Origin of the sequence: Paenibacillus sp. FSL H7-0350 (genome assembly GCF_038593195.1) — a bacterium.
Lineage (GTDB): Bacteria > Bacillota > Bacilli > Paenibacillales > Paenibacillaceae > Paenibacillus_AQ.
This window is the reverse complement of the sequence record NZ_CP151972.1, coordinates 6319533-6334909: the sequence shown is the minus strand read 5'-3', so window position 1 is coordinate 6334909 and position 15377 is coordinate 6319533. Positions and strand designations below refer to the sequence as shown.

Sequence of the window (15377 nt, the reverse complement as noted above, 5' to 3'; positions counted from 1 at the left end):
ATTCAAAAGGAGGAAATCAAATGAAGACAATTATGCGCATGATGGACCATCTGTACTGGGCGGACGGACGGATCATGGACGCGCTCGAAGCGAGTCATACGAAGGACGCGGAGCTTCTGAAGCTGGTGCGGCATGTGGCGGTGGCAGAGCAAGTCTGGCTGTCACGCTTGCAGGGCAAGAGCAGCATACAATATTGGCTATGGGAGGAAGCGGAAGACCTGACGGCGGTCCGGCGGCTGTTCGAAGCGAATGCAGAGCAATACCGCAGCTATGTGCAAGAGCTGGAAGAATCCGCGCTGGACAGGATGGTTGACTATACAACTCAGAGCGGAATTCCGTTCCTGACCTCCGTCCGGGACATCCTGCTGCAGGTGCTTTTACATGGGCAATATCACCGGGGGCAGATCAACCGGGCCCTCCGGATGGAAGGCGCAGAGCCTGCCCCTGTGGATTACATCACATTCGTGAGGCTCTAACCCTACAACTGCTAATGAACAAGGAGCGAAGATAAGAAATGGAGATCAGAGCATTACATACGGGTGAACAAGCACCTACCGAATTGCTTGTATTGGCCGACCCTGCACCGAAGCTGGTTGAGGATTATGTAGCAAGAGGGCAATGCTTCGTTGCCGAGGCGGATCACCGTGTGGTCGGTGTCTATGTGTTACTGCCTACCCGGCCGGAGACCGCCGAGCTGGTCAATATTGCAGTGGATGAGGCGTTCCAGGGTCAGGGCATCGGGAAGCAGCTGGTGAATCACGCCATTCAGGAAGCCAGACGACTCGGCTTCAAAACTTTGGAGATCGGTACAGGCAACTCCAGTCTCGGCCAGCTTGCCCTGTATCAGAAATGCGGCTTCCGGATCACCGGGATCGACAAGGACTTTTTCATCAGACATTATAGTGAAGAAATCTATGAGAACGGGATGCAGGTGATGGATATGATCCGCCTGTCTCAAGATCTGTAACTAGTTACTGGTTGCCGGCAGCTTCACAAACGTTAACGCAGTTGCAGAAATTATCGCGGGAGGTAACGCATCTTATGCAAGCACAAATATTGCAATTTCTCAATAACACCTATCCTGTTCAACTCTCCAGTATGGAGGCCGTTACCAATGAAATGTACCGTTGCCACTCGGAAAAGGGGATCTTCTTCGCCCGAATTACGAATTATAAGACCTATGAAGAACAATTAGCTGAAGTGAACTGGACTACTTATCTGTTCAACCGGGGCGTACGGGTGCCAGAGGTTGTACCTAATGAACAGGATTTACTTATCAGCACCCTGCTGCTGGATGAAGAAGCGAAGTTCGTGGTCTTGTTCCGGGCGGCAGCCGGAATCCACCTGCCCCGGGCCAAATGGGACAAAACCATACTCAGAACCCTCGGACAGCAAATAGGAAGAATGCATCAGGTGAGCAAAGAATACCAGCAGTCTGAAGCTGCCCAGCCGATTCCACATTGGTATGATAACGATGAATATGATTTTCTCAAGTACATTCCTGCCGAAGAGCGGGCCATACGGGATATTGCGAAGGATGTGCTCAAGCAGATCCGAATGCTGCCCAAAGATGAGGCGAACTACGGCTTAATCCACGGTGACCTGTGGCTGAACAATATCCTGGTGGACAGTGACTCTGCGCTGACGATGATTGATTTTCAGGATTGCGAGCGGCATTATTATGCCTACGATTTAGCTGTGCCAATCTATTCTGCGCTGGAGTACTCATTCGCGGGCGGACAGAACCTCATAGACTATAAGCGTGCGATAACTAAGGCAATCACGGACGGATATAAGGAAGAGCATCCCCTCTCCGTTGAGATGTCCAGAAAACTGCCGCTGTTTATGAGACTGAAAGAGCTGTTTGAGTACAACCTGATGCATATGTATTGGAACTTCGAGGAGCTTAGCGAGGAGCAGGTGCGGATTCTGAATTTGTACAGAAGCAAGATTGAGTTCATGCATACGTGAGGTGAGTGAAGTGTATGACTACATTAGCATCCATTCACGGTTTGCTATGCAAAAACAAGCGGCAGCCGAGGACGATTCGTCCTTGGCTGCCGCTTGTTTAATTCACAGACCTTCCGCCTCAGCAGTAATGCAGCGCTTCGCCCAACGCAACCAGCGCCATCGCCTGGCCATAGGCCATAGGGGCAATGATGATCCCTTTGTAGTCCTCCTTGGCTGCGCCGATCGGAGTACCGCCGGACACCCCGAGCACAGTGCCTTCACCGTCGATTCTGTCCAGAATGGCACGGATTGCCCGCAGAGCAGGTTCGCTATAGGCCTCCGGGAGCAGCCCCCGGCGCACACTGTTCAGAATACCGGCAGCAATCGCAGCCGAACCGGAGGTTTCGGTATAACTGCCAGAGTCATCCAGCAGGGTATGCCATAGTCCGTCCCCGCTCTGACATGCGAGCAAGGCTTCGGCCTGGGCCTGTAATGTCTGCTGGAGATAGCTGAAGACTCCGTCTGCCAGATAGGGCCGCATCAGCTCCAGATATTCCGGCAGGCCGAGGGCGAACCAGCCGTTGCCGCGGCACCAGAAGGCTTCACTGAAGTTATGGCGCTCTTCAAAATGCCAGCCATGGAAGAAGAAGCCGGTTTTTTTGTCATACAGATATTTAATGTGCAGCAGCAACTGATGCAGTGAGGTCTCGCGCCACTGCGGGTTGTCGTATTTCACACCCATTTTGGCAGTGAACAGAATCGCCATGAACAACGTATCAATCCAGATCTCATTCTCATGGAGTGAGACCTCATGCTTCTGAGTCCCCGTAGTCACATGCTGATAGCCTTGCTCCAGCGTCCGGGGCAGGCCGTGCATTAGCCATTCTATCCATTCGAGACTGAGCTCTCCGGCCTCCTCCAGCTCCATCAGCGACAGGAGCGGCGCAGTCGTATTAATATTCCGGCTGGGTAGTCCCTTTGTAAGCTGCCGGGCCATCCACGGCTTGGTGTATTCCGCGTAACGGCCATCCCCGAAATGCCGGTCAAGCTTTTGCAGGCCGTACAGCCCCACTCCCTGCGGCCAATCCCACTCTTCCATCCCGAAGTCCCTGGCAAAATACCCCCGGCGCTCCGCATCCTCCCCCAGGTTCTGCAATTCAGCTTCATTATCCGGCCGGCCCAGCTTCAGCAGCTTATTCGTGACCAGCTCCAGCTTCTGCATAACCTCTTCCTTGCTCACACAGCTAACCGGCACCGCTTGCTTCTCTCCTGCTCCCATCCTGGCTTGCTCCCCTCTCAGCTCTGCGCCCCGCGCAGCTTGATTCTGAACGTTCTGATCTCATACGGCTTCACCTGGAAGCTCAGCTCCTCTTCTTCCTGCCAATCTCCCAGCGGCTCCTCCATCAGGTTGCACTCCTGCCAGGAGGCTATAGAGTAAGCGCTATCTACAGTAATCTGTGTCCGCGAACCGGCGTACTCATGCAGCCGTAGCACCACATCTTTACCATCCTCCGAGCGCTTGACCGCATCCACCGTCACATGGGTGCCGTCGATATAGAGCAGCGGATCCCCATCCAGCTCACCTGCCACACTGCGCAACGGATGATTCAGCTCCCACGCCTCCTGGACCACCCCGCCTTCAACGAAATCACCGGTATGCGGATAGAGTGCATACGTAAAGGCATGATGCCCCTGATCCTGCTGCGGATCGGGATGAACCGCCGACTTCAGCAGCGTCAGCCGGAGCACGCTGTCCTTGATGTCATAGCCGTATTTGCAGTCGTTGAGCAGCGCTATCCCATAGCCCTTCTCGCTGACATCCGCCCACTGATGGCCCACCGTTTCGAAGCGGGCGTAATCCCAGCTCGTATTCCAGTGTGTAGGACGCTTCACGTTACCGAACTGAATGTCATAAGTAGCCTCCAGCGCATGAATATCCACAGGGAAGGCCACCTTCAGCAGCTGGTTATGCCCGTGCCAGTCCATCTCTGTACGGAAGTCAATCCGCGCGGTATCCCGGTAGAAGATGATGTCCTGCGTTACCGCTGTGCGGTGATAGGTCCAGGTCATATGCAGCACCGCCCGCAGCGGGCCGTTCTCGGTCAGTTCACATCCGGTCAGCTGAGTGATCTCAGTCATCTTTTCCTGGTAGAAAATATCGATATCCCACGCTTCAAAATCCAGCGGCTTATCCTCGAACACCTGTAGTACATTCCCGCGCTGTCCTGGCGCCAGCAGCTCACGGCCGCTCTTCCGGTCGATCATTGAAGTGAAGTGGCCCTGCTCATTCCATACCACTTCCACTAGCGGTGTGCTCAGCCTGTTGCCGGATACAGCTGCAAGTGGCTGAATCTGCGCCTCTCCGGAGGCCTCGACTGCTTGTCCGTGTACTACCTTCAGCACCGCCGTGCCCAGTGCAGGCACAGACGGAACGTAGACCAGCATTTCCCCGTCTGCCGTCCGCTGCTGCCATAGCCGGTTCCCGTCAGCGTCATGAACCTGTACGGAATCAGCGGCATCTATAGGAAGCAGCGCATAACGAGGACGGTTCCAGTTCGTGCTGTTCAGCAGAGTGAATGCTTGCAGCTCCGGCTTATTGCCGCTATTAGCATCAGCCACACCGTTAATCAGAGCCAGTGAGCGCGCCTCGCCTTCTGCATATTCAGCATCACTGTCCTCGTAGACCTCAGCGATCGACGAACCGGGGATGATGTCATGGAACTGGTTGCGCAGCAGAATCTCCCAGATCCCGGTCATTTCAGCCGCAGGATAAGCGGTTTCAAGATTCCCCTGTCTTACCCCCATCAGCGTGTGCAGCCACTCGGCATCGCGCAGCAGCAGCTCCAGGCGGCGGTTATATTTCTTATTGCGGGCTTGTGAGGTATACGTGCCCCGGTGGCATTCGAAATACAGCTCACCGTTCCAGGTGTGTACGAACGCCTCCGTCTTCCCGATCCGTTCATGCAGTCCGGTGAAATACTCTCCGGCACTGCCCATTTCAATCTTCGGAATACCCGGAAGCTTGTCGAAGCGCCGGCGAAGCTCCAGCATCTCCCGCGTCGGCCCGCCGCCTCCGTCACCCCAGCCATACGCAAACATCAGGTGATCGTTGATCTCCTTATCCTGATAGGAATTCCAGATTCCGCGCAGCAGTCCTGCCGTCATCCGTCCGTTATAGGTGTATTCAGCTCCATCCTTCTCAGAGGTCGTGATGAAATGCGTCAGCACCTCCGAGCCGTCCATCCCCCGCCACCAGAAGGTGTCATGCGGCATCCGGTTGAACTGGTTCCAGCTGATTTTGGTCGTCATGAACGTGTCGATACCTGATTTGCGCAGAATCTGAGGCAACGCCCAGCTGTATCCGAAGACATCCGGCAGCCACAGGTACTTGCTCTCTACGCCGAATTGTTCACGGAGGTAGCGTTTGCCCAGCATAATCTGGCGGACCAGCGACTCACCGGACGGGATATTGCAATCCGACTCCAGCCACATCGCCCCTTCCGCTTCCCAGCGGCCTTCCTTCACCTTCTCGGTGATCCGCCCGAACAGCTCCGGATAATCCTGCTCTAGATATGCGTACAACTGAGGCTGCGTCTGCAGGAACTGGTACTCCGGGAACTCCTCCATCAGCCGCAGGACGGTGGAGAAGGAACGGGCTGTTTTTTCACGGGTATGCTTCAAGCGCCACAGCCAGGCAACATCAATATGGGTATGGCCCACAGCCGTAAGCGTTACGTCAAAAGTCTGCGGCATCGCCTCTATCGCCTGATTCAGACTGGCACCTGCCTGATACAGCGAAGCGGTATGCTCTGGTGAACCCGGCTCCGACCAGTCGATCAGACGGAAGGCTTCGTTCAGCGCTCTAAGCAGCCACTGCTTCTCCGGCTGGTCTCTGCCAAGGTAACGGAAGGTGTCAAGCGCCGCCTTCGACATATAGAACAGATCATCAATGCCCTCGTCCAGATAGCCGATGAATGCTTCGCTGAGCCGGTGCTCCTGAATTCTGGGCACTCCGCCGCCCTCAAGTCCCGACCACAGCCGGAAGGCCAGCTCTAGCGTCTGTCCGCCCCATTCATCCCCGAAGATTACCTCCCGATGGTTGTTATCTACGCCCTGATAAGGCGATCCGTTCACGAACAGCAGCGATTCGAAGCCGGAGTTATTGAAATCCCCTGTTTTGCCAAAATCAAATCGGCCGGCAATTTTGAACCCTGCCTGACTAGGCGGCAGTACAACCTCCGTGCGCAGCCAGATGTAACGGTCCCGCCCGCGCCAATGCTCCTGAAGTCTGATGATGCCATCAAAGGATACCGACTCCGGGTATACTCCGTTAGCCCCTTCCTCATCCTCAGCGAATGCGAACTCTGTAAGCTCCTGGACCTTAAGATATCTATACTTTTCCACTTCAGCCTGGCGTTTGATCAGCTTTTCTTCTGTGAATAACATTCCTATCACTCCCTGTATCCGCTTTCATATGGTCACTATAACAAACCTTCCACTCCAAAAACTACCCTACTCTTGCTGTATTCCGCTCTATTCATTGCATATTTTGCTTTTTTGGGCCTATAATATACAGGTGGAAACGGCTCAGGCTTCTTTAGTAAAACGCCAACGGTGAGGAGAGAGGCTATGCTCGACAGCGACCTGTTATACGAACAAGGATATAGTATACGTATCAATACTCCGGCTGATCCGCTCTTTTACTATTTTGACTACGATCAGCGCTCTCACGACATCAATATGGAGTTTCAGCACGATCATGACTTTTATGAGATTCATATTCTGCTGGATTCCAGCGCTACTCATATTATTGAAGGTAATATACATGCTCTGCAGCAATATGACATTGTTCTGCTTGCTCCGTACCGGCTGCATATGACCCAGTATCCCGCAGGTCCGCCGCATAAGCGGCTGATCATCAACTTCAACCTGCCCAGGAATATACCCGGACTTGAGATCGCTTACAATACAATGCTGCAGCCGTTCGCCGAGGAGGTTCCGATCTACCGGTTCACCGGAGGCCCGCGCAGCGCCGTGTTCGAGCCGCTCAATGCTATTTTCAACTGTTCCCGCAGCGCTTCACCGCTGAATCCTGTGCTGATTCACAGTCTGTTCCAGCAGTTCCTGTGCAGTCTGTCCCAGCAGAATGACAAGAATGCTTACGTGCTGGAGGAGATCGGCAATGCCATGATGCAAAAAATCTATTCAATCACCGCCCACATTCACAGCCATTACGGCAGTGAGCTGTCCTTGGATTTAATCTCCAAGGAGTTCTATATCAGCCCTTATTATTTATCGCACCAGTTCAGAACCGTCACCGGCTTCACCTTGACCGAATACATTCAGATGACCCGCGTCCGCAAAGCCCAGCAGCTCCTGCTCCACACCCGGCACAAGATCTCTGACATCGCCGGACAATGCGGCTTCAACAGCTTCTCCCAGTTCAACCGCATCTTCAATAAGCAGAGCGGCATGTCCCCTTCCGCGTTCCGCAAGGCGCAGGGGGCGTCTGGCGGGGCTTCGACTTTGAGTTCGTATTAATGGCTCGACGTGATGGGCTGTACGGTTGAAATCATTTATGACCCGGCAGACACCACCGAGCTGACAATTGAATACGAATGCCGAGCCCCGTGGCGGGTGAGTGAGATGGAAATCGGTCAGCTGGCGGGAACAAGGCCGGCGCTACCGGAACACCTGGGTGCTTCTTTGACAGACACCTCGAGACTGCTGGAGGCCGAAGAAACCCGACACCAGCGCCGGAAGGAACGGGAAGCACCGGCGGTGACGTACCGCCAGGTACAGAGGGAGGACTAAGATGTTTGAGTCCTTCAATGAGTTGCACCACGCACCGTTTTCCAGAGATCCTTGCCGTCACCGTGCTCTATGCGTCTGCGTCGCAGGGAGAAACGCTCGGGCGTCTGGCCTATATGTCGCGGAGCGTCAGTGTTTTGCCGTACTTACGGGTGACTGTGGGAACGGGAAAACGACCACGATCCGGCGGCTGAGCGAGGAACTGGATGAGGCTCGCTTTAAGCTGATCTACCTGTCGAATTCCAAACTAATCCCACGTCATTCTTACAAAGGGCTTCTGGAACAGCTTGGGTGTGAGTCGAAATTCTACCGGGGCGACGCCAAACGGCAACTGCACCGGGAGATTGAGCTGATGCGGAGGATTCACCGACTGTAGCCCGTGGGGGGGGGGTGGATGAAGCCCATTTATTGGACCGGGAGATGCTGGAGGAGCTGCACTTCCTGTTGAACATGAAAATGGATTCAAAGAGCCCCATGGCCTTGATTCTAGTTGCACAAAGTGAATTCTGGGACCGTCAGGGGCTGCAAGCGTACGCGGCGATCCGCCAGGGAATCGATATGCAGTGTTATCTTCCGCATATGGACCGAGCGGAACTGGGGGCCTAGATGAAGAGACATCTGAATGCAGCAGGTGCCGAACATGAGCTATTCACGGAAGCGCGATGGATGAAATCTACCGTGTTTCCAGTGGAGCCGCCCGGCTGGTGAACAAACTATGTACTCATGCCTTGATTTACGGAGCACAGAACAAGCACCGAATTGTTGACGACCATAAGGTCAAGCGTGTGATTCAGGGAGAATTGTTATGATTCTCCCTATTTTTCTCCCTTGCTGCGGACAGATTGACCGTCAATAGCAGAACAACTCATGCCGTCAACCTCTGGACATTAGGGGCTAGCAGTAACATTCCTGCTTCTTTTTCAATATTGTGAAAGTATTAATCACCTATTTTATAGGACGATAAAAATACCCGGATGATCTTTACGCCTTAATAAACTTTATTAGAATTTTAGAATATTAATAAACTGTAGAAAGAAGCTTCTGAACCGCCCAAAAGGACTTTCAGAAGCTTCTGTACTATCCATATCGGCAGCTGGACACTGTCGAACTCATTGAACAGCACTAATCGAGAAAGCTTAGCAGTGTTCAAATCTCAAAAATGTGGAAGACTGGAAATTAACAGTACATCAATACACTATCCCATTCAGGGCTCTCATCTGAAATCAATGATGCCAATACTAATGCAACTCCTGCATTTCCATTTAAAAAACCTGAATCATTAATTTTTTCGAGTTTGTCGTTTATTATATTTATTTCATAAAATCCAAATATAGATTCGGGTTCAAACATGTTTAATATACTGATTATAAGTTTATCTCTTATAGATTCGAGTCTCTTATCCTTTGTTTCTGAATATAAGCGCTGAACTGACTGTAACAAACCTGCTATACCATGACATAATGTAGCTGATGCTAATCCCCCTAAATTTGTAATCCGTTTATCTATTTCAAGAAATGAATTCAAAGCCAATTCTGTCCATTTTTCGTCATTTGTTGCAGTACCAGCAAGCCAGAGTGCACGAGCAATACCAGGTACACCATAGCACCACGAATCTCTATTGAATTTCTGGTTCTCCATAGTTAATTTACCGCTTTGTGCCTCTTCAAAAGAAACTCTACCCGGCCAATAAGTCCCCACATCATTTTGAATTGTCCAGATAGATAGCCATTCTGATAACCTGCAGATATCTTTTAATACACTATCACTCCTCAACCCTTGCAATACTGATATACTCATTAAGCTCAAAGGTCCTGAAATCCCATGGGATAATCCTAAGTTAAAATTACCATTTGGGTACTGTAATGTTTCATGTTTTTGAAACTGATTGGAAGCTGTAATATGCCATCTTGGTATTGCTAGATCTGCTATATCCTTTTCTCCACAAAAAAAATGGAGCAACTCCTCGATATCACTCCATATCTCCCTCATTTTTGGACGGTCTAAAAACATCAGCACTACCCGCGCTATGCCTGCTAACCCCGATATAGTATCATAATCACCCATTTGAATATCGCCTGAATTCCAACGTTCTTTAAGTGATCCAACACTTTCTGCAAACATGTCCTCATATAGACTAGCAAGTGTGTCCAACATCTGGGTATAACGTGTTCCGTTACGAGATAAAGCGCGAACTCCTACTAAAATACCAGCCAATCCATTATAAAGAGATAGATCATTAATGCCATTTTCTTGCATGTGTTTATTAAGAAGCACTAAGTATTCATGGCCTATAACATCCCAGTCCTCAGTTGGAAATAGCTGATCTAATTGGCCAAGAAGCAGACAAATTCCAGTAAGTCCACTTCCCAGACTAACTCCTGTCTTATACTCTACCTCAGTAACATTGCTGTTTTCTAATGTAGTAATCAAAGAAATCAATTTCTCTGGGTCTTTATATTTAATGATTATTTTACGCAGTACAATTAATATTTGTTCTCTTAGTTCTCCTTCAACAGGAATCCAGTTATGATCCCTTTTTTCTACAAATGTCATTTTTGAACACCTTCCTCTTTATCAGAAAAGGAACTGACTTGAATCCGGTACATCTCTGCATACATACCATTCCCCATCATCAATTCTAAATGAGATCCTTGCTCAATAATCTGGCCTTCCTCCATTACGATAATTTTTTGAGCTAAACGAGCAGACGTTATACGATGAGTTATGAAAATCCCAATTTTATCTTTCATAAGCTCCATAAATATTTCGAGCAACTCTTTTTCAGCAATAGGATCTAAAAACGAACTAGGTTCATCCAAAATATATATATCCGCATTTCGCATGAATGCTCTAGCAATGGCTATTCGCTGCCATTGCCCGCCAGATAATTGATATCCTTCTTCAAACCACTTCCCAAGCTGTGTATCTATTCCTTTTGGTAATTGCTTGATTAAAGTTTCAATTAAAACTTTTTGAGCAGCCGTCATTACTTTAATTTCATCATCCATTTCTTTCAGAGATCCAAACCCTATATTATGACGTGCTGACATTTCATATTGCATAAAATCCTGAAAAACCACCCCTATTCTTTCTTGAATTTGTTGCAAATCATACTCTTTTATATCGACACCGTTTATACTTATCCTCCCCCGATAATCTCCATATAATTGCATTAGCAGTTTTACTAATGAGGATTTACCCGATCCGTTTTTTCCAACAATAGCAATCGTTTCGCCTTTATTTAGTTTTAAATTGAAATTTTGTATTACATCATGAGACTTACCTGCATAGCGAAAATATATATTTTCCATAGAAATTGTATTTATTTCTTTTTCCAAATTTAGTCTTTGAGAAGAACTGTTTTTTTGTACATAGATGGGATCCGTAGTTGGTAACTCTAGAAATATCAGCATTTGCTCCATGTATAGATTGTTTTGTGAGAACCGTATTAAACCTTGTATAATCGAAGTCATTTGACTTTGTGTTAATGTTATAGCTTGTATGTATCCATACAGACTTCCCACTTGAATTCTATTCATGAAAGCTTCAAACAAGGCAATCCAAATTAGAACACATAAACTAATCAGTTCTAGAACATCATATAAAAAAACTATACCCACACGCTTAAACAGCATTTTTCGATCCGTTTGAAAAAACGATTTCAAAAAATTACGATATCTATCTAGTAAATAGGGAGCAAGCTGAAAAATCTTTACTTCTTTTACTGCTCTATCGTTCGTAAGTAAATACGTCAAATACCATGATCTTCTGATTAATGGTACCCGATCCATATGAATTTGAAATTGTTCACGATTAATTTTGAGAATTGAATAAATGGAGATTGTTGATGATATAACGATTATAATAATAATCCACCATTTCCACATTATAAGTATTATTGCTGAAGATATAAGAGTAATAATACTGGTAATAATACTGGTGATTTGATTGTACAATTCGTACGGCCTGTATGATGCTTCTTGAGTTGCCCTTTTTAATTGATCATTAATTTCAGAATTCTCATAATCTTCTAATCCTAGCTTAACTGACTTTTCGCATATTAATATGTTCATAGTATTAGAAAGTTGAGACTGGAGATTACCTTCGACATAAGTATTCAATCCGCTTATTAATACTTTAATAAAATACACAATGCTAAACATTAAAAAGCTATGTAATAACCATCCTTCCCCTCTATTCGAAACTGTAGAAATACCATTAAGTAGATTTTGAGTAACTAACAAAACAGCTACAGGTAAAAAACCTTGGACTATATTTATAATAATACTTGGCACCATATAATGTTTATTCAATTTAAAAATCAGCTTAAAAAGTCTTAATCCATTTAATATTGTTTTAATTAATGATTTTAATTCTCCCTGTTGATTATTTTTTTTTTCAGATTTCATATTTCTTCCTCCGATATTGCAACAAACTATTTATGGAGTGACGAGCCAAAATCATAACTTTCCGTTCTTTGGATCGGTCTGTTCCTAATAAGCGATTTAAATGCATGTGAACAACACTAAATATAATATCTTCTTTATCGTTCATTAATTGTTTGTCTTGTTCTTTTTCTAAAACTTTAGTGAAGTAATATTTAGTAATACCTTCTCTTTTGATAAAGGTTTGATAAAGAATTTGTTTTTCAGCATTGTCTCCCACTTTACTTACTTCAGAACTTTTTAATAAGGATGTTATTAAAGAACGATTCCCCCTAAACTCATCCAAATATTCTTTAAAATCATAATTCCGATTAAGAAGATCATGTATTTCATCTAAACTTAACCCAAACTGATTCAAGATTTCAATCACACTTATAACAGCAATAATTTCTATATCCGTCTGAATTTTCCGAACATTAATCATTTCTATTAGATCAGTAACAATTTCACTATCAGCAGAAAAAAGTTGTTCTACGGTATTCATTAATTCTATTCCACCATATCTCTCTACTTCAGGTTCGTAAGTATCTATGGTTACATTTGTAATTAACTTTTTGTTCAACAATTCACTTGTCCATGAATAGAAAAAGGTTAGAAAACTAGATAATGCAACTTGCTCCTGCAATTCAAACCGTGCACGAATATGTACATTAGGATCTAGAAAACGTATGAAATAAGCTTGGCTGATTAAGTTTTTACTTCTGCATTCTTTAATAAAATCATTCCAATATGATCCAATAAACTCATTTTGTCGGCTATTTAAGCCATACAACTTTACATATGTCCATCTACCACCAGGTAAATATACTCGATCTTTATTATCTATTTTCCATGTATTTATTTTTCTAAGTGCATCATCTCTTTCTTTTTTTGCATTATCAGCCTCTTTATTAGATTTAACGCGCACCAGAGGAAAAACAAATTCTGCAGCCAAGAAACCATCATCCCGCTTTATTAAAGGTTCAGCAAACCCACCAATATGCTCTGTTAAAATAACACGACCATTCTTTATCAATTCATTGTGTATCATTTCAATATGCAGCGGGTGATCTAGATCTACTAAAATACGATTATCTGTTTCTGTAATAAAAACATATCGTGGAACTTTCCATTCTTCTCTAAAATCACTAAAAAACCGTTTCATTTCGTCTTCTGAATTTTTTTTAATTTTCCAATGAATATTCCACGTCGCAGGACAAAGTACGGTTTTACTATATTTTAGTCTAGGCGTATATGGAGACTTAAACATAAAATCTAAGTTTAATCCCTGCCACATTTTATAGCCATCCATGCCAGCTTCAATTAAAAATCTATAAATATTAGGAGTTAACTGATGATTATACATATGTCCAGCTGTAGGGATAACTTCCTTATTGTTACTCTTGGATTTAATATAAAAATGATTATTCCTAACACCAACAACCAAATCAGATACAGCGATTTGCTTATTTTTTGGCACAGTATGATTAGTTCCAATTGCAATTTCATAATCTCGAAAATTATCGGTTAGTAAAATATTAGACGATCTTCCATAAGAGGGAATGAACGAAACTTCCGCATGTAACTTCTCAGGATTCAATTCCCGCTCCAGCTTATCTATAAACATAAATTTATTTGCAGCAAAAGAAGGCTCAAATAAATCAATGAATCTACCAAATGTCTTCCCGGCCCCATATGAACCTGGGTTAGGTCCTAAAGTCATCGTATAATTCCCCTGATCCAGCTCATATTGATTTCTTGCATTAATCAAGAAATATAATTCAATTGATGGTATAAAATCACTTTCATTAAGTGGTTCATCTTCTAGTAGTTGCTGAATCATATTCTCTGTAAGAATAAGCTCACTTTGTCCTTTATTGAGACAAGAAATGAACCATTGGTATAATAACTGTGCCTTTTGGTTAAATTTCGAGCTTTTTTTCACACTTCTAGAACTAGGAGGGTAACTATATGTTGCAGGAGCACCTAAACCACTCTCTGGGTCTAACAATTCAAGGAGCGGTATTTCTCGATAAGGCCCATATTTCTCCAAGAACTCTTCACGGTATTCCTCCATATGTTGCAGCTCAATAGGAAATGATCGTGCAAGGAACTCAGCCACCTTTTCTACTTCCGCCCTAACATTCTGGTTAAGTGTAATTGCTCTATCCTCTAATGATAAATCAATTTGTAGTGTATTCTGTGTTTTCATAAGATTTTTCATTTCACCCTGTAATATCAGTAATTGTTCTTCTCCTTCACCAATAGATAGTTTATTGTACTCTTCTATATCCGTATAAATTTCATATAGTTTTGACTTTAAAGCATCTATTCCTGTTACTGGTGCTATTTTAGTTATAATATACTCCATAGGTGTAGTTATTGTTGAAGGAGGACGTAACTCCGTGAACAGAAACTCCTGGACAAATAATTCCCATACATACGATGATATAGTATCAATACTAGCGTCACTAAATTGCTCTTTCACTCTGGTTAGGAGATTTGAATACAGAATGGGTTCCTCGGTCTCATTCATAATAAAATCAAACACAGCCGTTGATCGAACAGAAACACTATCGTTTTCACCCTTCAGTACATTTCCATAACGGATTTTGTAAGGGATACTTGCCCTGTCTCCCTGCTGAAGTATTAACTGATTTCGCCGTACATGCAACTGAGCAATTACACCTGACTGTCCCTCCACGAATTCAATTATTTTTAGTAACCACTCCATATCCGGTCTTGCCCTTTTGCGATACGTATTGAGACCCTTCATTCTTACTTCTGACTGTTCATTAAACATTCCATATGTAACACCCGAAAACAAACCGAATGGTGTTGGACGAGACATCATTCTTAGTAAAAAGCGCATAAATCCATTGAGAACTTGTTTTTTCTTGCGAGGGTTATCATCACTATATAAATAGGGTAAAGATTCCAGCATACTAGGACTAGACACTGCAATTGCTTCCCTAATTAATTTATTTTTGGAAAATGTAATAAGAAGATCAGTAGAAATTTTCCTCAAATCTTGTTCATTAGTGAAATTCTCAGGAAATAACTCAGTATACTCATTAATAGATAAAACAGGAGTTCTAACCATAAAAAAATCTAACGATTTATAAAGAGTTCCTCTAATGTTAGTATCCGTCATATTCTCTTTCCTCTCAATCACTTGAATTAAATGATTTC

At 45.2% G+C, this 15377-nt stretch carries 11 protein-coding genes; 6 read left to right on the top strand and 5 right to left on the bottom strand.

The features are described from left to right. Positions 1 to 20 precede the first annotated feature (20 nt). From NYE24_RS28505 to NYE24_RS28495, 3 genes are all read left to right on the top strand, one after another. Positions 21 to 476: a DinB family protein gene (locus tag NYE24_RS28505; RefSeq protein WP_342479316.1), complete on the top strand. Its 456-nt coding sequence runs from the start codon at positions 21 to 23 to the stop codon at positions 474 to 476. A 38-nt stretch (positions 477 to 514) separates the two neighbouring features. Then, entirely contained in the window at positions 515 to 967 is a 453-nt protein-coding gene (locus tag NYE24_RS28500; RefSeq protein WP_342477225.1) for a GNAT family N-acetyltransferase, read from the top strand. Between the two features lie 74 nt (positions 968 to 1041). Then, positions 1042 to 1971, top strand: a complete 930-nt coding sequence (locus tag NYE24_RS28495; protein ID WP_342477224.1) for a phosphotransferase — start codon at positions 1042 to 1044, stop codon at positions 1969 to 1971. Positions 1972 to 2089: 118 nt separating this feature from the next. Here the strand turns inward: NYE24_RS28495 and NYE24_RS28490 are convergent, their stop codons facing one another. After that, positions 2090 to 3229 carry a glycoside hydrolase family 88 protein gene (locus tag NYE24_RS28490; RefSeq protein ID WP_076155424.1) on the bottom strand — a complete coding sequence of 380 codons (1140 nt, stop codon included), beginning with the start codon at positions 3227 to 3229 and terminating at the stop codon, positions 2090 to 2092. A gap of 17 nt (positions 3230 to 3246) precedes the next feature. After that, a complete protein-coding gene (locus tag NYE24_RS28485; RefSeq protein ID WP_342477223.1) occupies positions 3247 to 6396 on the bottom strand; it encodes an alpha-mannosidase in 3150 nt (1049 codons plus the stop codon). Between the two features lie 183 nt (positions 6397 to 6579). Here NYE24_RS28485 and NYE24_RS28480 point away from each other — a divergent pair, with 183 nt between their 5' ends. The 3 genes from NYE24_RS28480 (at position 6580) to NYE24_RS28470 (ending at position 8367) form a co-directional block, all read left to right on the top strand. Next, on the top strand, positions 6580 to 7491 hold the full coding sequence (locus NYE24_RS28480) for an AraC family transcriptional regulator (protein ID WP_036697826.1): 912 nt from the start codon (positions 6580 to 6582) through the stop codon (positions 7489 to 7491). Positions 7492 to 7765: 274 nt separating this feature from the next. Then, positions 7766 to 8137: an AAA family ATPase gene (locus NYE24_RS28475; RefSeq protein ID WP_327196391.1), complete on the top strand. Its 372-nt coding sequence runs from the start codon at positions 7766 to 7768 to the stop codon at positions 8135 to 8137. A gap of 14 nt (positions 8138 to 8151) precedes the next feature. Beyond that, positions 8152 to 8367 (top strand): ATP-binding protein, encoded by a 216-nt coding sequence (locus NYE24_RS28470; RefSeq protein ID WP_235218500.1) that lies wholly within the window; start codon positions 8152 to 8154, stop codon positions 8365 to 8367. 570 nt (positions 8368 to 8937) lie between these two features. On the opposite strand, the gene NYE24_RS28465 is transcribed toward NYE24_RS28470, so the two are convergent. The 3 genes from NYE24_RS28465 to NYE24_RS28455 are packed head-to-tail and all read right to left on the bottom strand — an operon-like array spanning position 8938 to position 15339. Next, positions 8938 to 10314, bottom strand: a complete 1377-nt coding sequence (locus tag NYE24_RS28465; RefSeq protein ID WP_342477222.1) for a lanthionine synthetase C family protein — start codon at positions 10312 to 10314, stop codon at positions 8938 to 8940. After that, positions 10311 to 12170, bottom strand: coding sequence for an ABC transporter ATP-binding protein (locus NYE24_RS28460; protein WP_036697819.1), 1860 nt, complete (start codon positions 12168 to 12170; stop codon positions 10311 to 10313). Before NYE24_RS28460 ends, NYE24_RS28465 begins: the two co-directional genes overlap by 4 nt. Beyond that, positions 12160 to 15339, bottom strand: a complete 3180-nt coding sequence (locus NYE24_RS28455; RefSeq protein WP_342477221.1) for a lantibiotic dehydratase — start codon at positions 15337 to 15339, stop codon at positions 12160 to 12162. Before NYE24_RS28455 ends, NYE24_RS28460 begins: the two co-directional genes overlap by 11 nt. Positions 15340 to 15377: the final 38 nt, after the last annotated feature.